We start from the raw sequence: 24,891 nt of genomic DNA on the forward strand, positions 1-24,891 counted from the left end.
TCGTCGCGAAGACGTTCAGCGAGGCGAACTCCTCGTCGCCCTGGAGTTTGGCCGCGAAGACGTACGTCGAGACGGCCGTCGGCGTCCCGAGCATGACGACCGTCGCGGTAAACGTCGCCGCGTCGACCGACAGCGCCGAGAACACCGCCCACGCGAGCGCGGGCATACAGACGATTTTCAACCCGACGACCGACCCCGTCGCGCCGAAATCGATCGACAGGGGGTCGATCTCGAGCGAGGCACCCACACAGGGCAGGGCCAGCGGCAGCGCGAACGAGCCGACGACGTCGAGGCCGACCGCGACGGTGCCGGGAACTGCCACGCCGCTCGAGCCGACTCCGAGGCCGGCGATCAACGCCAGGAGAACCGGATTTTTCGCCAGCCCGCGCAGTTCGTCCCCGATCGCGGCGTCGGCCCCGTTGAGCGTCGAGAGCACGAGGATCGTCAACGGCAACTGCGTCAGCGTGATGACCCCGAGGACGACGCTCGCGATCGCGGTCACCTCCGGTCCGAACGTCGCCGCGACCAGCGGGAGGCCGAGATAGCCCAGGTTCGAGTGATACGACTGGACGACGGCCACACTCCGCTGTCCGACCGACTCCCGGCGCCGGTGGACCAGCCAGGCCAGCGCCGCCGTCGTAAACAGGACGAACAGCAGGCCGCCGACCAGCGTCACCGACAGCAACTCGCCGATCGCCTGGTCGTACGTCGAGACGAAGATCAGCGCCGGCAACGCGACGTAGTAGGCGACGGCGTTCAGCCGCGCCGTCCGGCCGGCGTCGAGGATTCCCGACGCTCGCAGCCCCGCCCCCGCCAGGAGGACCACGAGCAACGCCAGCAGCCGGCCGAGCACTTCCATAGCGGTCTCGAGTCGGTTCGGGCGCTTTTAGCGTTCGGTTGCGGAATGAGATGTGAGGACGTAGCAAGAGCGAGCCGGCAGTATGCGAACGCATACATAGCAAAATGGATTAAGCTAACACTCGGTCGGAGACGAGCCCCGTTCACATTCTCCGTTCTGAAGACTGATTTCGAATCGAGCGCCGCCCTCGGCCCCCTCCGTAATCGCAACTGTCCAGTCGTGTGCATCTACAACGCGGGAGACGATGTTGAGCCCGAATCCGGTTCCGTTCTCCGCCGTCGTGTAGCCGGCCTCGAAAATCTCGTCGGACGCTGATTCTGGAATCCCCGGACCGTCGTCCTCGACATAGAATCCGTCGGCTGTTTCGCCGACCGTCACCGTGACGGTCTCGCCGGCGTGTTCGATTGCGTTCCGGAACAGATTCTCGAATAGCTGTTTGAGTTGGTCCCGGTCGGTCGCAATCGTCCGATCCGTTTCGACGGCGAGTGTTGCGTCTTTTGTCGCCACCGTCCCCCAACACTCGCGAAGAATTTCGTCGAGTGCCACCGCTTCGATCTCCATTGCAGCAGTCCCGACTCGCGCGAGCGTGAGCAGATCTTCGGTGAGCGCCTCCATGCGGTCGAGCGCGTTCTCGATATCCGCGATGTGATCGCTGTCACACTCCGCCTGCAGTAACTCGAGTCTCCCCTGTGCGAGTTGGATCGGGTTTCGGAGGTCGTGGCTGACGATGCGCGTAAAGTGATCCAGCCGTTCGTTCTGCTCGACGAGTTCCGTCTGTCGCTTTTTCTGTTCGGTGATGTCGCGATCCATCGCCACGAACCGATCTTTGCCGTCTAGCGCGAGGCGGATAAGGTGAATCTCGACGGGCACAGTCGTTCCGTCCGCTCGTTTGAGTTCCCCTTCGAATCGCTGTGGGACGTTCGTCGGCAAGCTCTCCCAGAACGATCGCGCTCGGTCCGGGTCGGCAGCCGCGTCGAGTTCCCAGACGGTTTTCCCGATAATTTCGTCCTCCGTATAGCCGAGTTTGGTGCACATCCGCCCGTTGACGTCGCAGATGACGCCGTTGGCATCGTGGATCGCGATCATATCCGGCGAGTGTTCGAAGAGTGCCTCGAGTCGTGCAGCCTGTGACCGTAACTGCTCTTCGTGAGTTTTCTTTTTCGTTACATCATCCTGAAAGCCGACGAAATACTCGATATCGCCGTTGTCGTCGAAGAGCGGGGCGATGCGAACGCGGTTCCAGAATTCGGTGCCGTCCGCGCGGTAGTTCCGGAGTTCGACGGTGACAGACTCCCTGTTTTCGACCGCGGCCCGAAGGTTGGCGACTGGTTCGTCGCGCGTTTGCTCGCCCTGGAGAAACCGGCAGTTCCGCCCGAGGACCTCGTCCCTCTCGTAGCCGGAGATGCTGGTGAACTCGTCGTTCGCATAGATGATCGGGTTATCCTCGGCGTGCGGGTCGGTGAGGGTGATGCCGACGGGCGCTTCGTTCATCGCTCGCTCTCTCACCGACAGCTCCGTTTCCACGGTGTCGTCGGTGGTCGGTTTCGAAAGCGTACAGATGAGCGAGCCGTCGTCCGTGTACGAGAGCGTGTGCTCGAGGTCGATCACGGTTCTATCTTTCCGGACGAACGACGTCTGGCCGTGCCAGCGGCCGTCCCTGGCAGCGGGTAGCAATACGTCGTAGATCTCGTCGACGTCCGCATCACGGTAGAGCGTCTCCCAGTGGGCCCCGACGAGTTCGTCACGCTCGTAGCCGAGTAGTTCCGCGTACGCCGAGTTCAGATACTCGATCTCCCCATCGTTGCTCAGGATAGCGATCCCGTCGTGAGCGGTTTCGATCGCTTCGAGGCCGCGGTCGAGGTAGCGTTCGGCCCAGTAGTGTTCGACGGCATTCTGGATGCGGTTCGCGAGTACCTGATACTGTTCGGTGCCGCCCCCCTTCTGGAGGTACTCCGTGACGCCCGCAGTGATCGCTTCACTCGCTATCTCCTCGGATCCTTTCCCGGTAAAGAGGACAAACGGGAGATCGGGATGGTTCTCTCGGACGCGTTGGAGGACCTCGAGGCCGTTCGATTCGGGCATGTCGTAGTCGCTTACGATGCAGTCGAACGCGGTGTCACTGTCCCGGAGTGTAGTGAGCGCGTCTTGCGGATCCGTTTCGGTATGTACGGCAAAGTGGTCACGTTCTCGCTCGAGGTACGTCGCGACGAGATCTGCAAACCGTTGATCGTCCTCGAGGTGGAGGATATCGATAGTTTTCGAACGAGATAACAGAGACGCAGTAAGAGAGGGGGGATTCGGACTCATACTGAACGGCTAGTAGTTGGGAAGTAGAGACTCTTGAATAGCATGGCCCTTTCCCGACGGTCTGTGGCCTATACTAGTCTTTACAGAAGACCTAGGAGAATGCCCCGAGGCTTGACCCGAGGCGATTCACGAGGTCGGTGGATTCTTTCGAACGAAATAAGGAGTGGGTTGGGACAGATTTGAACCACGCCCGAGAACCTGCTCGCTTCGCTCGCAGAACCTCGGTCTCGTTCAAATCTGCCCAACGTAACGAATTTGCTGCTCGCGGTTTGCTCGCAGCAAAATTAGTGGGTTGGGGCAGATTTGAACTGCCGACTTCCTCCGTGTGAAGGAGGTATCATAACCGGACTAGATCACCAACCCGCAGGGGGTTGTATCAGTCCGTCCGACTTAAGACTTCCTTTCAGCGGTCGTCGGACGTCCCTCGAGCGAGCGACGCTCGAGCGCTGCCGGCGACGGATCGGGCGCGGCCACGGACGAGTTCGAGGCGGGTCGGTTCGGGGTTGCGACCGACCAGCGAACGCACGCGAGTCGCGTAGGGGGCGGCGGTCTCCTCGAGGCCGAGCTTCGCGTGTTCACCGGCGCGTTTCAGGTAGTATCGGGCGTCGTCGAAGTGTTTGTTCATGGTGAGACGTAGGGAGGGTGGCGCCCGGGTATTATAGCCCTTTTGTGGGCGACAGAGCCGAATCGAAGACCGGACGACATACGTCCCTGGGGGATCGTCTCACGGGTATGAACGAGTTGCAGCCGGTCGCCCTCGAGCGAGACGAGGCGACCGCCGATCTGGTCGTTACGGGCGGATCGGTCTACGGGTCGAACAGGCGAGCGGTCCTCGAGCGAGACGTCGCGGTCGTCGGCGATCGCATCGCAGCGCTGCTCGACGACGCCGACGCCGTCGTCGGCCCCGAGACCACGGTTATCGACGCGAGCGGTCGGTACGTCCTGCCGGGGTTGATCGACGCCCACACGCACGCGGATCTCAAGGTGACTCCGGAACGCGCCGTTCCGGGGACCCTCGAGAGCGGGACGACGTCGATCGTCACCGAGACGTCCGGCCTCGGGCTTCACTTCGGCGCCCGCGGCGTCGAGACGACCCTCGAGCGCACCGCCGGGAGTCCCGTAACGACGTATCTCGCCGTGCCGCCACAGCCGTTCGTCGACACCTTCGAGCCGCCGCGCGGCGACGCGGACGCCCTCGAGGACTGTGCCGACCTGCTCGAGCGCGACCGCGTGATCGGCGTCGGCGAGATCGACTGGATCCACGTCGTTGGTCACGAGCCGCCGCTCTCGAAACTCGTCGACGCCGCACACGACAGCGGCGGCGTGGTCGTCGGCCACGGCGCGGGCTGCCGGGGCGACTCGTTGCGAGCGTTCGCGACGGTGGTGGACAACGACCACGAGGCGATCGCCGCCGAGGGAATGCGCGAGCGGGCCGCGGCCGGCGTTCACGTCGTCGGCCGCTGCGGGTCGAACCGCGACGACCTCCCGGCGCTCGCGGCGGCCGCGCCCGACCTCGACCCGGCGAGCGTCTCGCTGTCGACCGACGGCATCGACCCCGACGAACTGCTCGAGGGGGTCGGGATGGCCGACGTCGTCGCTCGAGCGATCGAACTCGGGATCCCGGCACAGGACGCGATCGACGCCGCGACGCGCAATCCGGCCGAACAGTTCGGCCTCGAGGGCCGAGGGCGGATCGCCGCCGGCGCTTATGCGGATCTGCTGGTCGTCGACGATCTCGAGTCGATGGGCGTCGAGACGGTCGTCGCGAACGGCGAGGTCGTCGTCGCCGACGGCTCGGCGACCGTCGCGCCCTCGACCGATCCCTATCCGGACTACGTCACCGAGATGGTCTCGATCGACGACGGCGTCGGCGAGGACCGATTTACCGCGCCGGCGTCGGCCGCGCCCGACGGCGTCGTCCGCGCGCTGGCGGTCGGTTCGGGGCTCGTGACGACGGAAACGGTCGCGGAACCCGCGGTGACGACCGTCGAGGGCGATGCGGTGGCAGGCGGCGCCGCGGGCGATCGACTCGGTCCCGATCCGAACGCCGACGTGCTCACGGCGACGCTGCTCGATCGGACGCCGGCCACCGACCGCGGCTTCACCGGCTTCCTCACCGGGTTCGGCCTCGAGTCCGGCGCCGTCGCGACGAGTGCGACCTGGGAGCGAATCGGGCTGACGACCGTCGCCGCCGATCCGGCGGACGCGGTCGTCGCGGCTCGGCGCGTCGCCGAGCTAAACGGCGGGTTCGCCGTCGCTCGAGACGGTGACGTCGTCGCCGACCTCGAACTGCCGGTCGCCGGCGTCGCCTCCAACGCGCCGCTCGAGGACGTTGCGGACGGGTACGAGGCCCTCGAGGACGCGCTTCGCAGGGGCGGCGTCGAGATCGACGATCCGCTCGTGACCCTCGAAACGCTGACGTTCCCGGGCGTGCCGGCGCTGAAGCTCACGCCGTCGGGGTACGCCGACGTGCTCGGGCAGCAGGTCGTCGGCCTCGACCCCGAGACGGAGGCCGGGGCCGCCGATGTCGAGTCCGACTCCGAGTCGGAGACGTAGTCGCGAAAACAGCGCTGCGACCGTAGCCGCCGATCAGTAGCTGGGCGATTCTTCCGGCTCGCCCTCGCGGGCGTTGACGACGCGACCGAGCGTGAACAGGCCGTCCGAAAGCCGGTTCAGGTACTGGACGGCGAGTTCGTTGATCTCCTCCTCGCGGGCGAGCGCGACCGCACGCCGTTCGGCTCGCCGACAGACCGTTCGAGCGTGGTGCAACTGAGCGCCGTGGTCGCTGCCCGTCGGCAGGATAAACGAGGTCAGCGGCTCGAGTTCGTCGTCGTACGCGTCGATCCAGTCTTCGATCGTCTCGACGTGCTCGGCGCGGATCGCGGGGTCGTCCTCGTCGGGGTCGGGGTTCGCGAAGTCGGCTTGCACGACGTGGAGGTGGTTCTGGACCTCGCGCAGTTGTGCGTCGACGTCGTCGTGACCCGTCGGCCGGATCGTCCCGATCAGGGCGTTGAGTTCGTCGACGGTGCCGTAGGCTTCGATGCGCTCGCTCGTTTTCGAGACGCGGCTCATGTCCCGCAGGTCGGTCTGGCCGTCGTCGCCGCGACCGGTGTAAATCGACATACTCGAGTCGACGGACGGCGAGTACTTAATCTCTGGCGAGCGTGCGCTCGTCGTCAGTCGGGCTGCACTCGAGGTAGTCGCCGTGATCGGTACGTTAAACACGCGGCCCGCCCAACACCCGCGCATGACGATGGAACTCGATCACGAGTGTCCGAACTGCGGCGGGGAGAAGACGTTCTACCGCGCTGCGAGCACGACGCTCCACCTCGGCGAGAAGGTCAAGTGGCACTGCCCGGACTGCGACTACGGCTTCGTTCGAATCGGCGACAACGGAACGGCCGTCGACTCGAGCGCCTGATTTTCGCTGCTCGTCCGTTTCGACCGATTGCCTCGAGTTCTCCACCGGGACCGACCGCGTTCAGTAGTCGATCGCGGACTGTTCGTAGGCCGGCGACACCGATCGGATGATGTTCGCGACCTGCTGGAGTTCCATTCCCAGCAGGACGACGATATCCGACAGCGAGACGATCCCGGCGAGTTCGCCGTCCTCGACGACGGGGACGCGGCGGACCCCCCTTTCGGACATTTGTCCGAGCAGTTCGTAGAGGCCCGTCTCGGCGTCGACGGTCACTAGCGGCTCCGAGACGATCGTCTCGACCGGCGTCTCGCTCGTGACGTCGGTTCCCCCGAGGACCGCAAACGCGAGGTCGCGGTCGGAGACGAGCCCGACTGGTTCCCCGTCCTCGGTAACGACGACGCTTCCGACGCGGTTCGACTGCATCGTGTCGACGAGTTCGGCGAGTGTCGTCTCCGGATCGGCGGTGACGACCGTTTCGCGCGTGATGTCGATGACTGCCATACGAACCGTCCGACCGCCGGGACCATAGTGGCTGTCCTCGAGGTGCGTCGTCGGGTCGCGAGTGTCCAACGATTTATTGCTCGATGCGGGAGAGGATGTACGTATGCAAGGGCGGAGACTGGCGACGACCGACGAGCTCATCGCGATCGTGAGTCCCGACAGCGACGAGACACTCGCCCGACTCGCCGAGTGGACCGACGAGCGGGGGATGGATCTCTCGACGGTCGACGTCGGCGACGATATCGGCGACGTCTACGACGAGAACCGGGCGACCCTCGGCGTGACGCTCGGCGGCGACGGGACCTTCCTCGAGGGGATCAAGACGTTTTCTCCCCGGAACATCCCGCAGCTGGGCGTCAATACGGGCACGCTCGCGTTTCTCGCTCGAGTCGAGCCGGAGGATCTGGCCGACGCCCTCGACGAGACGCTGCGCGGACGGGCCGCCGTCGACAGTCGCCAGCAAATCCACGTCGACGCGCCGGGCGTGGACGCGACCGGGATCAACGACGTCATGATCCAGCAGGTGCCCCCGGAGAACCCCATCGACCGGAAGGTGACGAGACTCGATGTCTACGCGGACGAGGAGTACGTCGGCGAGTTCGAGGGAACCGGACTGGCCGTCTCGACGCCCACCGGCTCGACGGGCATCTCGCTGTCGGCGAGCGGGCCGGTCCACTATCCCGTCAACAACCACACGCTCCAGATCGTCCCGCTGCACACGCACAAACTCGGTGTCAGGCCGATCGTCGTCTCGCCCGAGACGGAGCTGCGGATCGTCACGCAGGGACAGGCCAGTCTGCTCGTCGACGGGGGCCGGGCTCACACCATCCTGACGGCGGACGACGAAATCGCCGTTACCGGTGCCGACCAGCTCGCCCACGTCGTCCGGACCAGCTACGACGACCACTTCTTCACCGCGATCACGAAGAAACTCGGCTGGGACGTCCGCGACGCCGAGGTTCCGGACGAAAAACGCCTCGAGAACCGCTCTCCAACGCGGTCGGGAACGACGGGAGAGAGTACGGGTTTCGTCGAGCGCGCGCTCACCGTCGCCACCGAGGCGGCGCAAGCCGCCGGCGAGCCGCTGCGAGAGCTTCACGGGCAAGTCGAATCGGTCCACCACAAGACCGACAAGTCCGATATCGTCACCGAGGCCGACCACCAGGCTGACCGGATCATCACGACCGTCGTCCGCAACGAGTTCCCCAACCACAACCTCTTTTCGGAGGAGAGCACCCGTCAGCGAGGCACCGACAGCGACTACACGTGGGTGATCGATCCGCTGGACGGAACCGGGAACTTCGCCCACGGCAACCCGAACTACTCGATCTCGATCGCGCTCATCGAAACCGGCGAGCCGGTACTCGGCGTCGTCTACGTTCCGGAAACCGACGAACTGTTCACGGGCATCGCCGACGGCGGCGCCTGGCGCGACGGCGATCCGATCGAGACGACCGACCGCGACGCCTTAGACGAGAGCATGCTCATCTCCGGCTACGACCCCGACGGCACCTTCCTCTCGCACTTCTATCAGGAGTCACGCGGCGTCCGCCGCCTCGGCTCGGCAGCGCTCAACCTCTGTTACCTCGCCAGCGGCAGCGCCGACGCCGTCTGGGAGCACGACACCTACCCCTGGGACATCGCCGCCGGCCTCGTCATCGCCCGCGAGGCCGGCGCGCGGATCACCGACGAGGCCGGCGAGGCGTTCTGCTTTTCACTCGAGACGGACGGCCGAACGGCCCTCCTCGGCTCGAACGGCCCGTTACACCCGGCGCTGCTCGAGCACATGGAAGACGGCGTGCCGGCGCTTACGCAAAGCGAAGGCGAGGCGTAGGGGGCGTAGTTGCGGCGAAAACGAACCGTCGGCGTCGGGATTGGGCTACTCGTCGCGGTCCGCGAGCGCGTGCCAGGAGAGCCGCGGGCTTCGCGCGGCGCTGGTCTGGTCGATCCGCCGCGCCGTGGTCCGATCGGGCGCGGCCTCGAGCGTCTCGTCGTCCTCCTCGGCGACGGCGTTGAACGCCGCGGCGAGTCGGTCGAGCGTCTCTCGGCTCTCGACCTCGGTGGGTTCGGTCATCAGCGCCTCGGAGACGATCTCGGGCCACTTGGTCGTCGGCGGGTGGACGCCGTAATCGAGCATCCGCTTTGCGACGTCGGCAGCGTCCTGGTCGCCCGCGCTGGCGACGAACTCGTGGTGGAACGGCTCGTAGGGCACCTCGTACTCGATCCGACTCGCGAGGTAGTTCGCGTTGAGCACCGCCTTCGCGCTGGCGTCCGCGAGTCCCTCGTCGCCGAGGCGGGCGATGTAAGCGAAGGCCTTGATTAGGACGAGCCAGTTGCCCTGGTAGCCGTGGACCGTCCCGATCGTGTGTTCGGGGTCGAACAGTTCGTAGCTCGTCTCCGTCCCGCTCGAGCCGTCCGCGTCCGTCGCCTCCCGTACGCGAGGCGCCGGCAGGAACGGCGCCAGTTCCTCGACGACGCCGACCGGGCCCGCGCCGGGGCCGCCGCCCCCGTGGGGCGTCGCGAACGTCTTGTGGACGTTGTAGTGCATCACGTCGAAACCCATGTCGCCGGGCCGGGCGCGGCCGAGCAGGGCGTTCAGGTTCGCCCCGTCGTAATATAACAGCCCGCCCGCGTCGTGGACCAGTTCGGCGATCTCCTCGATGTCGCGCTCGAAGAGGCCGAGCGTGTTCGGGTTCGTCAGCATGAGTGCGGCCGTGTTCTCGGAGAGGGCGGCCTCGAGCGCCTCGAGATCGACCCGGCCGTCGTCGTCGCTCGGCAGCGAGACGACGTCGTAGCCGCCGAGCGCGGCCGTCGCGAAGTTGGTTCCGTGGGCGCTCTCGGGGACGATAACCTCGTCGCGGTGGCCCTCACCTTCGTGTTCGTGGTAGGCCGCGGCGACGCGAATGCCGACGAACTCGCCGGCCGCACCGGCAGGGGGCTGGAGCGTGACGGCGTCCATGCCGCCGATCCGCCCGAGGTAGTCCTGCAGTCGATAGAGGAGTTCGAGGGTGCCCTGAACCGACCGCTCGGAGCGGTCGGGGTGGACGGCCGCCGACGAGAGCGCGGCCACGTCCTCGGTGAACTTGGGATTGTACTTCATCGTACACGAGCCAAGCGGGTAGGGGCCACTGTCGATTCCGTAGATCATCTGGGAGAGGCGCGTGTAGTGGCGGGCCAGTTCGGGCTCCGAAAGTTCGGGTAACTCGAGGGCGTCCCGCGTGAGGTCGTCGGGAAGCGGGGAGTCGGTCGCGGCATCGTCCGCGTCGCCGCTCGACTCGCCGTCGCGTCCGCCGATCTCGACCCGCGTCAGGTCCTTCTCCGACAGCAGCGGCTCGTACTGGCCGTCCTCGACGTAGCGCGCCTGATCGTAACGGACCTGCTCGTCGTCGCGTGCGTCCTCGAGGTCCTCTCGGTCGTCGCTCATCGGACCACCTCCTCGAGCGCGGCGACGAACGCGTCGATTCGGTCGTCGCTCACGCCGGCCACGCAGAGTTGAATCTGGTGCTCGCCGACGACGTGGACCGCGAAGCCGCGCCGCTCGAGGTCGTCAGCGATCGCCCGTGCGGGCTGGTCGACGCGGACGACGAACTCCCGAAGGTGGTGTCGGTCGTGGACCGGCGCTGTGACGCCGACGAGGTCGTCGACCCGCTCGGCGAGGTCGCGGGCGCGGGTGACGCCGCGGTTCGCGAGGTCGACCATCCCGCTCGGCCCCAGGGAGGCCGCGTGCATCGCGGTCCGCAGGGCGACCCAGGCCTGATTCGTACAGATGTTACTCGTCGCTCGTTCGCGGCGGATGTGTTGCTCGCGGGTCTGTAAGGTGAGGGTGTACGCCCGCCGGTCGGTCGCGTCCTCGCTGGCGCCGACGAGACGGCCGGGCACCTGTCGGAGGTAGTCCTCGCGACAGGCGAACAGCCCGAGGCCCATCCCGTAGCTCGTCGGCAGCCCCAGGACGCTCGCGTCGCCGACGACGACGTCGGCGCCGACGTCCGCGGGCCGCTGGAGCACGGAGAGCGCGATCGGGTCCGAGCCGAGAACGAACAGCGCCTCGTGGTCGGCCGCGAGGTCACCGACCGACTCGAGGCCCTCCTCGACCGTTCCTCGAACCGTCGGGTTCTCCGCGTAGACCATGACGACGTCCTCGTCGACCCGTTCCTCGAGCGCCGCGAGGTCGACGTTGGCGTCGTCGGTCGGGTACGTTTCGACCGCGAGGTCGGTGCCGGCGACGTAGTTTTCGAGCGTCGAGCGCCGGCCCTCGAGTACGAGGTCCGGGACGAGCACGCGGTGGCCGCTCGTATCGCGGACGCGTTCGGCCAGCGTGGCGGCCTCGCCGAGCGCCGTCGCAGCGTCGTACATCGAGCAGTTGGCGACCTCGAGACCCGTCAGTTCGACCAGCAGCGACTGGTACTCGAACAGCGCCTGCAGGAAGCCCTGTGACACCTCGGGCTGGTACTGCGTGTAGGAGGTGAGAAACTCCGAGCGGTCGGCGAGGTGGTCGACCAGCGAGGGCACGTAGTAGCCGTAGTGACCGCGGCCGAGCAGTTCCGTCAGGTCGTCGTTGCGACCCAGCACCGATCGGACGAGTCGCCGCGTCTCCCGCTCCGATCGGGCGTCGATACCGAACTCCCCGTCGAACTCGACGGCGTCGGGAATGTCGAACAGCGCCTCGACCGACTCGGCGCCGATCGACTCGAGCATCCGCGACTGTTCTGCGTCCGTGTGGGGAGCGTACGGACTCCCCGTGGCGTCTGACCCGTTCATTGGTAGTCGTGGTCCCGACCGAACCGTACCGTCCATCTCCTCCCGCGCGAACGGCGGGAATCGATCCGAGACATGATATCCGGCTATAACGGTCACGGACTAATGAACGCACCCCTTCCGGGCCGGCCGGTAACTCGGTACAGCGGACCGTCTCATACGGACTGCTGTAAGTCATTGACGGAGCGACCGCAGGAGGGCGCGTGGTCGCTCCGGTAAATCGTTACAGCAGACCGTCTCAGTCGTCGCGGCCGTCGGACTCGGTGTCGGTGCTGGCATCGGCATCGGATTCGGTACCGGCATCGGAACTGGAATCCGTATCCGTCTCGCTGCCGGCGTCGCTTCCCGACTCGAGGTCGGCGTCGGTCGCTCGATCCGGGCCCGCCGTCCGATTCGAGTCAGCCGCCCGCGTCCGTTCGGCGTCGGAGTCGGCCGGCGCGTCTCGAGCACCATCGCTCGAGTCCGCCGTCGAGGGCTCCGCGTCCTCACGAACGCCGGTTTCGGAATCGGTGTCGACGGCCGGCTCTTCGGCGTCTTCGCCGGGCTCGATCGCTCCGTTTCGCTCCCGAGCGAAGGCGTCGAGCGTGACCTTCGCCCCGCCGAGGATAACCGGGCCGATAAAGAGGCCGACGGCGCCGAAGACGACGAGGCCGCCGAAGATACCGACGACGATGATCGCGGAGTTGAAGGCGCTCGTTCGGCCGATGAGCGCCGGTCGGAGGTAGGTGTCCGAGGCGCTGACGATCGAGCCGTAGGCGATGAGCGCCGCGGCGGCGATGAAGTCTCCGACGACGAGGAGATAGATCGTGACGGGAACCCAGACGCCGAAGGCGCCGATCAGCGGCAAGAGCGCGAAGACGAACGTCAGGACCGTGAGCAAGACGACGGTCGGAACGCCGAGTGCGGCGAGACCGACGCCGAGTGCGATCGCCTGAATAGCCGCGACGGCGACGTTGCCGACCACGGAGGCCCACATGAGCTGATCCAGTTCGGCCAGAAGCTCCCGCTGAATCTCGTCGTCGATGGGTAACACGCGCCGACACCACGCGACGAGTTGATCGCCGTCGCGCAACAGCGCAAAGAGCACGAACACCGTCACCGTCAGCCCGATGAGAATCCCCGGAAGCCCGCTTACGATTTCGATCCCGGTCGTCGCCAGCTCCTGTAAGGTCGTCCCGATCGGCTCCTGATACGCTTCGTAAAGATCGGCGAGTTCGATGTCCGGATCGATCACCTCGAGGCGCGACTCGATGTCGGCCACGCCGATGGTTCCCTCCTGGACGGCCGTGATCACCTGGAGCGCTTCCCGAAGCGCGACCACGAGGAGGTACGCGACCGGCAACAGGATCGCGAGAATCGCGACGCCGACGAGGATGAGCGCCGACACCATCGAGCCGACGACCGGCTCGAGGCGCCGCTGGGCCGGCATGAGAATGTACGCGAGGACGACGCCGAGGAGGACGTACTGCAAGTACGGCAGGAGGATGAGTGCCGCTAGCGACACGGCGACGACCGCGAGCACCGTCAGCCCGACGCGGTTCGAGAGCCACCCCGGCGTATCGATTCCATCGGCCATCGCGTGTGGGTATGCGGGCCTGACAAATTACTGCGTTGCTAGCACTCACAGACGGAGACGACGCGACGGCAGCGTGGCCCGCGTTGTCGACCGCTGGCACGTCAGTGTGTCATACGGTTTCCTGTCCGTCAGTTCCGGCGCAACCGCCGCCCGGGTCGCAGTTGCGCCGGGACATCGGTACAGCAATCCGTCTCAGTCCTTGAGCAGCGCCCTCGAGGAGTTGGTGACGACGAGCAGGCTGCTCAGTCCCATCGCGACGGCGGCGAACAGGGGGTTGAGCAGGCCCGTGACGGCGAGCGGGATCGCGATGCCGTTGTAACAGAACGCCCAGCCGATGTTGCCCTTGACGCGGCGATCGGTCGCGCGGGCGAGTTCGAAGACGGTGTCGACCGACGAGAGGTCGTCGTCGACGAGGGCGACGTCGGCCGCGTCGGCGGCCATCGCCGTCCCGCCGCCAAGCGCGATGCCGAGGTCCGCGGCCGCCAGCGCGGGCGCGTCGTTGGTCCCGTCGCCGATCATAACCGTTCGGCCCGTCTGCCGAAGTCGGTCGACCGTTTCCGCTTTCCCCTCCGGCGGGACGCCCGCGAAGACTCGGTCGATGGCGTCGTGGTCGCGGAACTGACTCGCCGCGCGGGCGTCGTCGCCGGTGAGGACGACGATCTCGGTGTCGGTCTCGCCGATCGCGGTCAGCGTCTCGTCCCACCCCTCGCGGAGGTCGTCGCCGACGACGATCACGCCCGACGCGCGGCCGTCGCGGCCGACGGCGACCGGAACGCGGCCGGTCTCGCGGTGCTCTCGGACCGTCTCGAGGACGTCCTCGGGGACCGTCCAGCCGCGGTCGCGGAACAGGTCGGGGTGGCCGACGAGAACGTCGTCGCCGTCGACGACGCCCGAGACGCCGTTTCGGTGACTCTCGAAGTTTTCGACGCGGTCGTCGGCCGCGGGCGCGTCGTCGGCGTCGTCGGCTGCAGTCTCGGCGCCGGCGTCAACGCCCGCACCGGGACCGGGAACCGCGCCGCCGTCGGTCGCTGGCTGTTCCTGCCCGGTCCCTACTGCGGTTTCGGCCCCGGCAGCCGCGATCGCTTCGCCGACCGGGTGCGAGGAGCGACGCTCGAGCGTCGCCGCCTGCTCGAGCAGCCCGTCGTCGCAGTCGGCGTCGACGACCGTCATGTCGCCGGTCGTCAGCGTCCCCGTCTTGTCGAAGACGACGGTGTCGGCGTCGCGGATGCGCTCGAAGACGCTGTCGTCGAAGACGACGATCGATCGCTCGAGGGCGTCGCGGATCCCGGCGGCGACGGCCAGCGGCGTCGCCAGCCCGAGCGCGCAGGGACAGGAGACGATCAGGACGGTCAGCCCGATGAGCAACGACTCGCCGAGGCCGGTTCCGACGACGAGATAGAGGAACGTGACGACGGTCGCGAGCACGAGCACGAGCGGGACGAAGATCGTCGCCAGCTTGTCCGCGAGCTTCTGGATGCCGTGGGTCCCGCTCTGGAGGTCCCAGACGAGTTCGCTGATGCGGTCGAGCGTGCTCGTGGCGTCCTCGCCGACACGGATCGTCAGCGCGCCGTCGGAGACCGTCGAACCGCCGACGACGTCGTCGCCGTCGACTTTGGTGACCGGCAGGGACTCGCCGGTGACGACCGCCTCGTCGACCGCGGCCTCGCCATCGACGACCGTGCCGTCGATGGGGATGCGCTCGCCGGTCCGGACCGCGACGCGGTCGCCGGCCTCGAGGTCGTCGACGGCAACGTCCTCGGTGTCGCCGCTCGGTCCGAGTCGGCGCGCCTCGTCGACCTGTACGGCCGTCAGGTCCGAGAGCCGCTCGGTCGCCTTGCGCTTGATCTCGGACTCGTAGTAGCCGCCGACGGAGACGATGACGATGATCGCGACGGTGACGTCGTAGTAGAGGTGGGGCTCGTCGGCGACGGCGATCGCGAGCGTGCTGTAGAGCCACGCGCTGACGGCCGCGATCGTCACCAGCAGGTCCATGTTCGGCGACCGCGTCTTTACCGCGACGTAGGCGCCTTGCAGGATTGGCTTGCCGGTGACGCCCAGGATGATCGTCGTGAGCGCGCCGATCCCGAGGAAGAAAGGCGTCGCGATGTCGCTCGCGAGGGCCTCCGAGAAGAACTCCGCCGTTCGCTCGTCGTAGAACGCGCCGTCGAAGTAGGTCGGGTAGATGATGACGACGTACTGGAGCATCACCATCATCCCCATGAGCACGCCGACCGCGATCCGTCCGGTCTCCCAGTTGTCGGCTCGACGACGGCTGATCGCGTCCTCGCGGTCGTAGGCGCTGTATCCGAGCTGGCTGATCTCGCCTTTCAGATCCTCGATCGACGCGACGTCTGGATCGTGATCGATTCGAACCGTATCCGTGACGTAGCTCGAGCTCACGTGGCTCACGCCGTTGGCCTCGCCCGCGACCGACTCGATGAACGCCTCGCAGGTGGCACAGTACATGCCGTCGACCTCGAGGAACGTCGTCTCGTGACCGTCGGGAACGGTTCGGTCCTCGTCGACGTCCCCGGTCGACCGGTCGCGGGCCTCGCGGACGTCGTCGGCGTCGACGGACTCGATGTCGCCGAGTGCGTCGTACACCTCGCGACAGCCCGTACAGCAGAAGGCCTCGCCGTCGGCCGTGACGCCGCTCTCTTCGACGGGCAGTTCACACAGCGTGCAGGTGGAGTGACTCGACATTGGTGATCAGTCAGTGATCGTGACCGCCGCCGCCCGGCGCGTCGATGCCGTCGTAGAACGGCAGTTCGGGGTGGGGCAGATGGATTCCGAAGCTCATGAGTCCGTGGGTGAGCAGGACGTACCCCAGGACGATGAAGGCGACGCCGAGCAGTCGGTGGATCCGCCGCCGGTGGGCGACGTCGACCGCGTCGATGACGGTCCCGTAGGCGAAGACAGCGGGCACCGTCCCGATTCCCAGCGCGGCCAGCGCGACGGCGCCGCTGGTCGGCGATCCCGTCGCAAACGCGTAGAGAAACGCCGGGTAGAGTATCGGGCAGGGAAGCAGGCCGTGTAACGCGCCGAGGCCCATTATTCCCGGCCCGTTCGCGAGCCGGTCGACGCGCGCGGTGAGCCAGCCGGTGAGTCGCTCAAGGCCGGGCAGATGAATGCCGCCGGTCGTCCGACCCAGCGCGTAGTAGACGCCTGTCGCGATGACGAAGGCGCCGATAACGATCCCGATCCCGCCGCGAGCGACGTCGACGAACGAGGTCAGCTGCTCGGTCGTGACGAACAGCAAGCCACCCAGGGCGCCGAAGAAGGCACCGAGAAGCGTGTAACTCGCCGTCCGCCCGAGGTTGAAGAGCGCGTGCTGGCGCACCTCGTAGGTCGTGAGGTGACTCGAGCGACGGTCGCTCGAGGCGCGCGTGTCGACGCCGGATTCAGTTTCGGCGCCGCCGTCCGTTCTGGCCCCGCGCCCGTCGGTCATACGACTCGCGTAGACGGTTACCAGCGGGCCGCACATGCCGATGCAGTGGGCGCCGGCGAGCAGGCCGATGACCAGGAACAGGGCGACGTCGACGCCGAGGAGTGTGAACAGGTCCATAGCTTGTAACTGAACTGGTACGCGAGCGCCGGATGACGCGTCCGTTACTCGACGTAGCAATCGAACAAGGTAGTGCGTTTCGCTCGCGGTCCACCATTCGAGGGTCGTACACACTCGATCGGGGCGGTACGGGTGATACTCCCCGATGATGTTCGTTTCTTCTCGAGGACGGCGAGTGGTCTGCTAACCGACCGCAACCGTGCTGACTGACCAGTCAGTTTAATAGCGTCGACTGCCAACCCTCGAGCGAACGATGGCAAACCAAACGCGGACGCTGATGGAAGACATCAACCAGGCCCACGATACCCACGCGATCCACCTGTGGTCGGCGATCATCACGACGGTGCTCTCGCTGTTCGTGCTCCCCGTCCTCGGTCTCGTGGCGGCCTACAGCGGATTCAAGCTGAAAAACGTGATGCAGCGGTCGTGGTTCGGCCTGCTCTTTGCCGGCCTGGGGCTCGTGAGCGTTATCTCGTGGCTGTTGCTACTCGCGGCCTGGCAACTCGGCTACGTCGACCTCGCGGTGTGACGAGCCGGACGGTGAACGCGAACGCGAACGCGAACTCGAACTGCTTCTCGGTTTCCGTCTTCCCGTCTCAACTGAGCGCTGCCAGCGGTTCGAACCAGACCGCGAAGACGAGCACGGCCAGGAAGACGTAGGAGCCGCGAACGAGTAACATCGTCGCGATTTCGGGACCCGCACGGCGCGCGAGCGCCGCCACGACGGCGAACGCGAGCGCCGCGAGCACCGTCGTCGGGGGAAAGACTCGAGCGGCGGCGAAGCCGACGACGACGAGCAGCGCGGTGACCATGAGCCCGTAGGCGACGGCGTGCGCCCGCCGCGGCCCCAGCGCGACGGCGACGGTTCGCTTGTCGATCGAGCGGTCGTAGTCGTAGTCCTGTGCGTCGTCGATGACCTTGATGCCCGAGAGGAGCACGAGGAAGACGAGGGCGAACCCGAGCGCGACGGGGGCGATGGTTCCCGCCTGGACGTAGAACCCGCCGAGGAGCGAGAGCGCGATGCCGAGCGGATAGCCCGTCGTCGCCGTGATCGGGTTCGTATCGAGCTGTGGCGCGTGGTGGTAGGCGATCACCCACGTCGGCGCGGTGAGCGCGGCAGCGACCCAGTCGACGAGCAACCACAGCAGGAGGGTACACAGCGCGAACGCGGCCGTCGAGAGCGCGAGCCCGAGCCGACACCCCCGCTCGGTCAACGGGTGGGCGTCGTCCTCGCCGCGGACGTGGAAGTCGACGTAGCCGTCCTTGAGGTGGGCGGTGTACACCGCGGCGAAGATCGCGACGAGGTGGAGCGCGGCGAGCGAGACGGCGACGGAGTCGGCGAGGATCGCCCCGAACAGGCCGGCGGCCAGCGGCGGCGTCATAAAGACCGGATGGACCTGCGACCAGTACGCTCGTAGCGTCGCTCCACGACCCGTCTCCCCGCTCGCGAGAGCCATGGCTCGAGCGACAACGAACGACGGCATAATACCCGTGCCGGCACGTCGCTCGCCGGCGCGGCCTCAACGACTCGCGAACCGCCGAAACACACAGTTTGATGTATCATCCCGTGCCACGAGCGACCATGGCAGACGGCTACACTGGGGCGGATCTCTTTACGGACGCACTCGAGAGCTACGGCGTCGACTACGTCTTCGGCAACCCGGGGACGACCGAACTCCCGATCATGGAAGCGATCGGCGAGAGCGACCTCGAGTACGTGCTCGGACTCCACGAGGACATCGCGGTGGGGATGGCTTCGGGCTACGCCCAGACGCGACGGTATCACTCGCACCACGACGATTCGATCACCCCCGTCGGCGTGGCGAACCTCCACATCGCGCCGGGGCTGGCCCACGGCCTCGGAAACCTCTACGCGGCCAAGATCACCGGCGCGCCGCTGGTCGTCACCGCGGGCAACCACAGCACCGACTTCCGCCACGAGGAGCCCATCCTGTCGGGCGACCTCGTCGAGATGGCCGACCAGTTCTGCAAGTGGTCCGACGAGGTGTTAGACGTCGAGGCCCTCCCGACGATGCTCCGGCGAGCGTTCCGCGTCGCGATGACGCCGCCGACCGGCCCCGTCTTCCTCGGGTTGCCGCTCGACGTCATGCTGGAGGAGACCGACGCCGAACCCGAGCGGCTGGGATCGATTCCGAACGCCGGCAGCGGTGATCCCGCACAGCTCGAGCACGCAGCGAACCTGCTCGCCGAGGCCGACAGCCCGGTGCTCGTCGTCGGCGACCACGTCTCGCGCTCGGGCGTCGACGCCGTCACCGCGGCCGTCGAACTGGCGGAGGCGACCGGCGCGCGCGTCCACGGCGAGATCCTCTCGAGCGAGATCAACTTCCCGACGGACCACGACCAGTGGGTCTCCTACATCCCGCCGAACGAGAACCTGGCGTCGATGCTCATGGACACCGACACGGTCGCCTTTATCGGCTGTTCGACCAACACGACGCTGACTCGCCACGAGGAGGCGCTGGTCGACCCCGACACGACCTGCATCCACGTCAGCGACGACGACTGGCAGGTCGGGAAGAACCAGCCCGCGGACGCGGCAATCGTCGGCGACCCCGGGCTCGTGCTCCAGGAGCTCCTCGAGCGCGTTCAGGGCGCCGTCTCGTCGGAGACCGTCGAGGGGCGACTCGAGGACGTCGCCGCGATCAAGGAGATGGTCGACGCCAGGATGGCCGGCATGGGCGAGGGCGACGCCGAGGACGATCCGCGCTCTTCGAAGGCCGAACTGGTCGACGCGATGGAGCGGGTGGCCGGCGACGCCTACATCGTCGACGAGGGAATCACCTCGAAGTACGCCATGCTGACCCGCTGGAACTTGGCGCCCGAACAGTACATCTCGAACAAGGGCGGCGGCCTCGGCTACGGCCTCCCGGCGTCGGTCGGCGCAGCGGTCGCCGAAGGCCAGCGCGACGACCCGCGCGACGTCGTCGGCTTCATCGGCGACGGCTCCTACCTCTACTACCCCCACTCCATCTACAGCGCGGCCCGCCACGACGTCGACCTGACGGTCGTCATCTCGGACAACCGCAACTACCGCATCCTGAAGAACAACACCCTCGACCTCCTCGGCGGCGAGGAGGCCGACCACGAGTTCGTCGGCATGGACTTCGAGCCCGCCGTCGACCTCGTCAAAAACGCCGAGAGCCACGGCGCGCGCGGCCACCTCGTCGAGACGCCCGACGAGATCGAGGGGACGCTCGAGGAGGCGCTCGCCACGGAGGGCACGGACGTACTGGACGTGTTAGTACACGACTGAGGCGGGGTCGCTCGAGGCGGTTCAGGGCCGCGGCCGTCGACTCCCAGTTAGCACTCGATGTTTCCGTCGCTCGATTCCAGGAACACGATCGAATCGTCACCGGTGACGAGCGCGGTCGCAGCCACCGGATCGGACCGAATCTTCGTCATGTCCATCTCGTGCCACCCTGCGCCGTTCAGTCGAACTTCGAAGGTGAACGCGCCCTCGGCCGGATCCACGTCGGCCGCTTCCACCGTTAGCCACTCGTGTGGCTCGAGGTCTGCTTCCTCGTCGTACAGTTGGTCGTCGCCCTCGCGAAGCCGCAGTCGAACGTGGTGCGTCTCGGTCTCGTCGTCGTTGAAAACCATCGCCTGACACAGTCGGACCGAGTCCGCTGCCTCGTCGTCCGTTTCGCGGACTCGGTCGAGGCAGCCACCTGATGTCAAGAGCACGCCCCCGGAAAGTATTTGGAGGGCAGTTCGGCGGGATACTTCGTCCATCATATTATAGTTACAGACCCATAAATAAATACTTTATCGCTTGTTTGGAAAGTTAAATCACATATAAAGTTAACAATGTTAAATGCTATATGCCTAGTTATATTAGATGATTATAAATACTTCTATGATTTAGTTAAATTTGTGACTCGAAAACATTCCAGGCGGACGATGCTGCAGAGTGTATCAATTGGCCTTCTCGGTGGGCTATCGGTAATTGGCAAAGGATCTGCTAGTGGAACCGTAATGCCATGTCAGGATAACGCCCAAATATTATGTGGCGGCGGTAGCGGCCCTGTTTCACCACCAACTTCTGAAGTAGATACATGGGAAGGAACGTGTTACGTCAATCCCTCTCTTTACAGCTATAAAGGACACCATTGTTGTAATGTTGACCATGTTGTTAGTGAAACTTTCACTGAAGATTTTGCAAGACATGTTTTTGAGATCAGTTCCCGAGCTGAATTTGGTCGGTGGAATAAATATCTTGATGATGGGCCAGAAGATGCTGGTCACGCACCATATATCGAGGGTTTAGGAGTCAATATATCTAATTTTGACTTTGATGGTGTTGGTCGTGTGTTACTTCCAAGTGCAGGGAATAGTAATAATGAAGAGACGTGGCTCGGTACTTCATTCGTAGAGAATGAGGATGCAGACGATATTGATGCAGACGAAGAGAAAGTTGCGGAAGTTTTGCAAGCGGCATTTGGCGCTGCGCCTGTGATTGGAGATGCACTAGACTACTATGAAATAGTTGACGCACTCTTAGAAGATCATAGTAGCAGTGCAGGTTATGATTTCCGCTGGGCCCCTGCAGAGGGGGGAACTATGGGTAGCGGAGGCTCTAAGGCAGACTGTACAGTTAGGTTTGTCATTGAAGATGAAGATCCTGGACAATTAATCTCAGGAACTACCCAATCAACAGTCTGGACAGAAACACCCCATGATGATGATGACTGGGATGACAACTCTCACACTCATGAGTTTGATCTCTCAATTGTTGCACCACCTTCTTCATCAAGTCTTTCAAGGGATGAACTAACATCATATCATGTTGAGGAAGTTGATAGAACAGTAGATATTAACGGTGAAGAACTCAATATGACTCGGCGTTATGTCCCAAAAACCCGAACTTATTAGATCATATACTTAAATATATTATTTATATTATCTCTATTCGAGGAAAATCTTCCCCGGATTCAGCGTCCCCGTCGGATCCAGCGCCCGCTTGATCCGTCGCATCGCGTCGACCGCGCCCGGACCGTGCTCGGCCTCGAGATACTCCCGTTTCCCCTGTCCGATCCCGTGCTCGCCCGTCGAGGTGCCGCCGATCGCCATCGCCCGCTCGACGATTTCCTTGTACAGTGCTTCGCCGCGCTCGACGTGGTCCGGATCGTCCGGATCGACGAGCACGCTGTAGTGGAGGTTGCCGTCACCGGCGTGGCCGAAACAGGGGACGAGCACGTCGTGTTCGTCCTCGAGTCGCTTTGCCTCGTGGACGATCTCCGGATAGTTGCTGATCGGGACCGTCACGTCGCCGGGCTGGAGGGGCTCGAGGCCGGGATCGTAGTTCGTGACCGCGTAGGCCAACTCTCGACGGGCCCGCCAGAGCGATTCCATCTCGTCGTCGTCGGCGCTCATCTCGAACCGGAGCACGTCGTGGTCCTCGAAGATGGTTCGACAGAGGTCGATCTCCTCGTCGACGCCGTGGTTGGCGTGAAACTCGAGAAAGACCATCGGCGCGTCTGGCAGGTCGCTGCCCGTGTACGCGTTCGCCATCCGGGCGCTCAGCCCGTCGACGACCTCGATCTTGGCGACGTCGAGGTCCGTCCGCACGGCGTCGAAGACGGCTTCGGTCGCGTCGTCCAGCGTCTCGAAGATGGCCCGTCCGCCGCGGATCTGTTCCGGTCGACCCGCCAACTCGAGCGTCGCCCGGGTGACGACCGCGAGCGTTCCCTCGCTGCCGATCAGGATCTCGGTCAGGTTGTAGCCGCTCGAGGTCTTGATCGCCCGCGAGCCGGTCTCAATGACGGTCCCGTCGGCGAGGACGGCCTCGAGGCCGAGCACCCAGTCGGCGATCTCGCCGTACCGAACCGTTCCCATCCCGCTGGCGTCGGTCGCGATCATCCCGCCGATCGTCGAGATGTCGCCCGAGGAGGGCAGCGGCGGGAAAAAGAGACCGTCGTCGGCCACGTACTCGTCGACGTCGGCGCCGATGATCCCCGGCCCGACGTCGATCTGGAAGTCGTCGGGTCGGTACTCGAGGACGTCGTCCATCCGCGTCAGGTCCATGCTGATCCCCTTTTCGGCGGGGACGGCGGTCCCCTCGAGCCCCGTGCCGGCCGCGAAGGGCGTCACGGGAACGCCGTGGTCGGTCGCGGCCGCGAGCACCGCCGAGACGTCCGCCGTCGATTCGGGCCAGACGACGGCGTCTGGAACGACGCCCCGCCCCTTTCGCTCGGCTCCCCAGTCGGCGGCGTGTGATTCGCGGCTCCCCGCCGCGAACGAGCGTTGGTCGTCCGCGAGATCGAGGTCCTCGAGAAACGCGCAGTCGTGTGCCATACGATCACGTTATTCACGATACGTATCAACGTTTTCCACCGTCTCGGTTTCCGCCTCGGGACGTCCCGTTACGTCGAGGGCGACGTCGCGTTCTGCCAGTAACCGTCACGGTTCTCGAGTCCGTAGCACCCTCCATGACCGACGATTCGCTCGAGGCGCGGACCCGGCGGCTTCACGACCACCTCGAGGCAACCGCCGAACTCCCGATCGATCGCCAGGCGAACCGCTGGCTCGGCGAAGCCGAGGCCATCGCCCGCGACGCGGCGAGCCACGACCTCGAGCGCGAGGTCGTCGTCGACCGCGTCCGGAAGGTACAACGGCTGCTCTCGGAGGTCGACGAAACGGGCCACGACGAGGCTGACGACCACCTCGAGGCCGCGAAAGCGTGTTGTGAGGCGATCCTCGACGGCGACGCGTAGAACTGGCAGGCCGTCTCCGGCCCCGCCGCCCAGCTATCGGAAACACTGATATTTATATCGGCGGCTATCGCCATGATTGATGATGGCAAACGTGCGATCGGTTCGAACGACGTGGAGGGGATCACGATGAACGCCGAACTGGACCTGCTGATCCGGCTCAACGACTACGAGCGGCCACAGGACGTCGCCGAGCGCGCCGTCCAGGCCGAGGAACTCGGCTTCGACCGGCTCACAGTCGGCGAGACGACCGGGTGGAACATCGTCCCGCCGCTGACGCTGGCCGCGGATCGCACCGACGAACTCGGCATCTCGAACGACGTCATCTCGCCGTACGGACGGTCGCCGGCGATGCTCGCCCAGACCGCGCTCACGATGCACGACGCCTCCGGAGGCCGGTTCCGCTTCGGACTCGGGCCGAGTTCGCCCGCGATCACCGAGCGCTGGCACGGCGAGGAGTTCGACCGCCCGCTGCGGCGGACCCGCGAGACGATCGAAATCGTTCGCGCCGTCTACGAGGAGGGCACCCCCGCCTACGAGGGCGAGATCTTCGACATCGCCGGGCTCAACTACGAGCGCGAAGTTCCCGAGAGCCCGCCGCCGATCGACCTCGGCACGCTCGGCCCGAAGGCCACCGAGATGGCCGGCCGCTTCGGCGACGGCTGGGCCCCGCAACTGTTCACGAACGACGGCCTCGAGGAACGACTCGAGGATCTCGAGCGCGGCGCGGAACTCGGCGACAAGGACCTCGACGACCTGCGCGTGGCGCCGATCGTCCGCGGGATCGCAAGCGAGGACCGCGAGGCCGCACGCGCGAAGGCTCGCGGGACGCTCGCGTTTATGCTCGGCGCCTACGGCCCCTACTACGGGAATTCGGTCGCCGAGCAGGGCTACGCCGACGTGGTCGAGGACGTCCGCGCCGCCTGGCAGGACCGCGACACGGACGCGATGGCCGCCGCGCTGCCCGACGAACTGCTCGACGAACTCGCCCCCGCGGGGACGCCCGAGGAGGTCCGGGAGTGGGTCGAGGAGTACGCGGACACCGAGGGCGTCGACGCGGTCCGTATCGGCTTCGTCAACGAGATGACCGAGGACGAAAAGGAGACGACGATGGAAGCGATCGCCGAAATAATCTAGTAATTGTCAGTAACGGACTGAACACCCGGTGGCACAGCT

21 protein-coding genes and 1 tRNA gene are annotated in these 24,891 nt (G+C 65.6%); 8 read left to right on the forward strand and 14 right to left on the reverse strand.

Annotated elements, in window-relative coordinates:
- From C493_RS07150 to C493_RS07165, 4 genes are all read right to left on the reverse strand, one after another.
- On the reverse strand, positions 1-859 hold an 859-nt coding region (locus tag C493_RS07150; protein ID WP_007258755.1), incomplete at its 3' end, for an AEC family transporter.
- 114 nt (positions 860-973) lie between these two features.
- Positions 974-3,166 (reverse strand): PAS domain S-box protein, encoded by a 2,193-nt coding sequence (locus C493_RS07155; RefSeq protein WP_083912389.1) that lies wholly within the window; start codon positions 3,164-3,166, stop codon positions 974-976.
- 288 nt (positions 3,167-3,454) lie between these two features.
- Positions 3,455-3,529: transfer RNA gene (locus C493_RS07160), tRNA-Val, on the reverse strand.
- A 40-nt stretch (positions 3,530-3,569) separates the two neighbouring features.
- Complete coding sequence (locus tag C493_RS07165) at positions 3,570-3,791, reverse strand: DUF7553 family protein (RefSeq protein ID WP_007258757.1); 222 nt, start codon at positions 3,789-3,791, stop codon at positions 3,570-3,572.
- A gap of 107 nt (positions 3,792-3,898) precedes the next feature.
- Between C493_RS07165 and C493_RS07170 the strand changes: the two genes are divergently transcribed.
- On the forward strand, positions 3,899-5,722 hold the full coding sequence (locus tag C493_RS07170) for an adenine deaminase C-terminal domain-containing protein (protein WP_007258758.1): 1,824 nt from the start codon (positions 3,899-3,901) through the stop codon (positions 5,720-5,722).
- A 33-nt stretch (positions 5,723-5,755) separates the two neighbouring features.
- Here the strand turns inward: C493_RS07170 and C493_RS07175 are convergent, their stop codons facing one another.
- Positions 5,756-6,289, reverse strand: coding sequence for a cob(I)yrinic acid a,c-diamide adenosyltransferase (locus C493_RS07175; RefSeq protein WP_007258759.1), 534 nt, complete (start codon positions 6,287-6,289; stop codon positions 5,756-5,758).
- Positions 6,290-6,413: 124 nt separating this feature from the next.
- Between C493_RS07175 and C493_RS23365 the strand changes: the two genes are divergently transcribed.
- Positions 6,414-6,587: a DUF7838 family putative zinc beta-ribbon protein gene (locus tag C493_RS23365; RefSeq protein WP_007258760.1), complete on the forward strand. Its 174-nt coding sequence runs from the start codon at positions 6,414-6,416 to the stop codon at positions 6,585-6,587.
- A gap of 60 nt (positions 6,588-6,647) precedes the next feature.
- Here the strand turns inward: C493_RS23365 and C493_RS07180 are convergent, their stop codons facing one another.
- Positions 6,648-7,088 (reverse strand): CBS domain-containing protein, encoded by a 441-nt coding sequence (locus C493_RS07180; protein ID WP_049889217.1) that lies wholly within the window; start codon positions 7,086-7,088, stop codon positions 6,648-6,650.
- 103 nt (positions 7,089-7,191) lie between these two features.
- On the opposite strand from C493_RS07180, the gene C493_RS07185 reads away from it, so the two are divergent.
- Positions 7,192-8,922: an NAD(+)/NADH kinase gene (locus C493_RS07185; RefSeq protein WP_007258762.1), complete on the forward strand. Its 1,731-nt coding sequence runs from the start codon at positions 7,192-7,194 to the stop codon at positions 8,920-8,922.
- 45 nt (positions 8,923-8,967) lie between these two features.
- Here C493_RS07185 and gcvPB read toward each other — a convergent pair whose 3' ends face one another.
- The 5 genes from gcvPB to C493_RS07210 all read right to left on the reverse strand — a co-directional run bounded on the left by gcvPB (position 8,968) and on the right by C493_RS07210 (position 16,984).
- Positions 8,968-10,512 (reverse strand): aminomethyl-transferring glycine dehydrogenase subunit GcvPB, encoded by a 1,545-nt coding sequence (gene gcvPB / locus C493_RS07190; protein WP_007258763.1) that lies wholly within the window; start codon positions 10,510-10,512, stop codon positions 8,968-8,970.
- Positions 10,509-11,846, reverse strand: coding sequence for an aminomethyl-transferring glycine dehydrogenase subunit GcvPA (gene gcvPA / locus C493_RS07195; RefSeq protein ID WP_007258764.1), 1,338 nt, complete (start codon positions 11,844-11,846; stop codon positions 10,509-10,511). The genes gcvPB and gcvPA overlap by 4 nt, the downstream gene beginning before the upstream one ends.
- 235 nt (positions 11,847-12,081) lie before the next feature.
- Complete coding sequence (locus C493_RS07200) at positions 12,082-13,419, reverse strand: AI-2E family transporter (RefSeq protein ID WP_007258765.1); 1,338 nt, start codon at positions 13,417-13,419, stop codon at positions 12,082-12,084.
- Between the two features lie 192 nt (positions 13,420-13,611).
- Positions 13,612-16,122: a heavy metal translocating P-type ATPase gene (locus C493_RS07205; protein ID WP_007258766.1), complete on the reverse strand. Its 2,511-nt coding sequence runs from the start codon at positions 16,120-16,122 to the stop codon at positions 13,612-13,614.
- 10 nt (positions 16,123-16,132) lie between these two features.
- A complete protein-coding gene (locus tag C493_RS07210; RefSeq protein WP_007258767.1) occupies positions 16,133-16,984 on the reverse strand; it encodes a sulfite exporter TauE/SafE family protein in 852 nt (283 codons plus the stop codon).
- A gap of 253 nt (positions 16,985-17,237) precedes the next feature.
- Here C493_RS07210 and C493_RS07215 point away from each other — a divergent pair, with 253 nt between their 5' ends.
- Positions 17,238-17,513 carry a hypothetical protein gene (locus tag C493_RS07215; RefSeq protein ID WP_007258768.1) on the forward strand — a complete coding sequence of 92 codons (276 nt, stop codon included), beginning with the start codon at positions 17,238-17,240 and terminating at the stop codon, positions 17,511-17,513.
- Positions 17,514-17,580: 67 nt separating this feature from the next.
- On the opposite strand, the gene C493_RS07220 is transcribed toward C493_RS07215, so the two are convergent.
- Positions 17,581-18,441: a UbiA family prenyltransferase gene (locus C493_RS07220; protein ID WP_007258769.1), complete on the reverse strand. Its 861-nt coding sequence runs from the start codon at positions 18,439-18,441 to the stop codon at positions 17,581-17,583.
- 125 nt (positions 18,442-18,566) lie between these two features.
- Here C493_RS07220 and C493_RS07225 point away from each other — a divergent pair, with 125 nt between their 5' ends.
- Entirely contained in the window at positions 18,567-20,258 is a 1,692-nt protein-coding gene (locus C493_RS07225; RefSeq protein ID WP_007258770.1) for a thiamine pyrophosphate-binding protein, read from the forward strand.
- 47 nt (positions 20,259-20,305) lie between these two features.
- Here C493_RS07225 and C493_RS07230 read toward each other — a convergent pair whose 3' ends face one another.
- The gene (locus C493_RS07230) at positions 20,306-20,737 is read right to left on the reverse strand and encodes a hypothetical protein (protein WP_241430885.1); all 432 of its coding nucleotides are present in this window, start codon (positions 20,735-20,737) and stop codon (positions 20,306-20,308) included.
- A 168-nt stretch (positions 20,738-20,905) separates the two neighbouring features.
- Between C493_RS07230 and C493_RS22595 the strand changes: the two genes are divergently transcribed.
- The gene (locus tag C493_RS22595; RefSeq protein WP_152421116.1) at positions 20,906-21,877 is read left to right on the forward strand and encodes a hypothetical protein; all 972 of its coding nucleotides are present in this window, start codon (positions 20,906-20,908) and stop codon (positions 21,875-21,877) included.
- Between the two features lie 33 nt (positions 21,878-21,910).
- On the opposite strand, the gene C493_RS07235 is transcribed toward C493_RS22595, so the two are convergent.
- Entirely contained in the window at positions 21,911-23,299 is a 1,389-nt protein-coding gene (locus C493_RS07235; RefSeq protein WP_007258772.1) for an FAD-binding oxidoreductase, read from the reverse strand.
- 134 nt (positions 23,300-23,433) lie between these two features.
- On the opposite strand from C493_RS07235, the gene C493_RS07240 reads away from it, so the two are divergent.
- Both C493_RS07240 and C493_RS07245 read left to right on the forward strand, forming a co-directional pair.
- Positions 23,434-23,718, forward strand: coding sequence for a hypothetical protein (locus C493_RS07240; RefSeq protein WP_007258773.1), 285 nt, complete (start codon positions 23,434-23,436; stop codon positions 23,716-23,718).
- A gap of 126 nt (positions 23,719-23,844) precedes the next feature.
- On the forward strand, positions 23,845-24,852 hold the full coding sequence (locus C493_RS07245) for a TIGR04024 family LLM class F420-dependent oxidoreductase (RefSeq protein WP_049889218.1): 1,008 nt from the start codon (positions 23,845-23,847) through the stop codon (positions 24,850-24,852).
- Positions 24,853-24,891: the final 39 nt, after the last annotated feature.

Source organism: Natronolimnohabitans innermongolicus JCM 12255, assembly GCF_000337215.1.
Taxonomy (GTDB): Archaea; Halobacteriota; Halobacteria; order Halobacteriales; family Natrialbaceae; genus Natronolimnohabitans; species Natronolimnohabitans innermongolicus.

Excerpts from the sequence above, each read along its gene's own strand:
- C493_RS07155 (WP_083912389.1), bottom strand. The coding sequence starts at position 3,166 with ATGAGTCCGAATCCCCCCTCTCTTACTGCGTCTCTGTTATCTCGTTCG.
- C493_RS07245 (WP_049889218.1), top strand. The coding sequence starts at position 23,845 with ATGAACGCCGAACTGGACCTGCTGATCCGGCTCAACGACTACGAGCGG.
- C493_RS22595 (WP_152421116.1), top strand. The coding sequence starts at position 20,906 with ATGCTGCAGAGTGTATCAATTGGCCTTCTCGGTGGGCTATCGGTAATT.
- C493_RS07200 (WP_007258765.1), bottom strand. The coding sequence starts at position 13,419 with ATGGCCGATGGAATCGATACGCCGGGGTGGCTCTCGAACCGCGTCGGG.
- C493_RS07180 (WP_049889217.1), bottom strand. The coding sequence starts at position 7,088 with ATGGCAGTCATCGACATCACGCGCGAAACGGTCGTCACCGCCGATCCG.
- gcvPA (WP_007258764.1), bottom strand. The coding sequence starts at position 11,846 with ATGAACGGGTCAGACGCCACGGGGAGTCCGTACGCTCCCCACACGGAC.
- C493_RS07175 (WP_007258759.1), bottom strand. The coding sequence starts at position 6,289 with ATGTCGATTTACACCGGTCGCGGCGACGACGGCCAGACCGACCTGCGG.
- C493_RS07215 (WP_007258768.1), top strand. The coding sequence starts at position 17,238 with ATGGCAAACCAAACGCGGACGCTGATGGAAGACATCAACCAGGCCCAC.
- C493_RS07235 (WP_007258772.1), bottom strand. The coding sequence starts at position 23,299 with ATGGCACACGACTGCGCGTTTCTCGAGGACCTCGATCTCGCGGACGAC.
- C493_RS07185 (WP_007258762.1), top strand. The coding sequence starts at position 7,192 with ATGCAAGGGCGGAGACTGGCGACGACCGACGAGCTCATCGCGATCGTG.
- C493_RS07220 (WP_007258769.1), bottom strand. The coding sequence starts at position 18,441 with ATGGCTCTCGCGAGCGGGGAGACGGGTCGTGGAGCGACGCTACGAGCG.
- C493_RS07230 (WP_241430885.1), bottom strand. The coding sequence starts at position 20,737 with ATGGACGAAGTATCCCGCCGAACTGCCCTCCAAATACTTTCCGGGGGC.
- gcvPB (WP_007258763.1), bottom strand. The coding sequence starts at position 10,512 with ATGAGCGACGACCGAGAGGACCTCGAGGACGCACGCGACGACGAGCAG.
- C493_RS07210 (WP_007258767.1), bottom strand. The coding sequence starts at position 16,984 with ATGGACCTGTTCACACTCCTCGGCGTCGACGTCGCCCTGTTCCTGGTC.
- C493_RS07165 (WP_007258757.1), bottom strand. The coding sequence starts at position 3,791 with ATGAACAAACACTTCGACGACGCCCGATACTACCTGAAACGCGCCGGT.
- C493_RS07240 (WP_007258773.1), top strand. The coding sequence starts at position 23,434 with ATGACCGACGATTCGCTCGAGGCGCGGACCCGGCGGCTTCACGACCAC.
- C493_RS23365 (WP_007258760.1), top strand. The coding sequence starts at position 6,414 with ATGACGATGGAACTCGATCACGAGTGTCCGAACTGCGGCGGGGAGAAG.
- C493_RS07225 (WP_007258770.1), top strand. The coding sequence starts at position 18,567 with ATGGCAGACGGCTACACTGGGGCGGATCTCTTTACGGACGCACTCGAG.
- C493_RS07170 (WP_007258758.1), top strand. The coding sequence starts at position 3,899 with ATGAACGAGTTGCAGCCGGTCGCCCTCGAGCGAGACGAGGCGACCGCC.
- C493_RS07205 (WP_007258766.1), bottom strand. The coding sequence starts at position 16,122 with ATGTCGAGTCACTCCACCTGCACGCTGTGTGAACTGCCCGTCGAAGAG.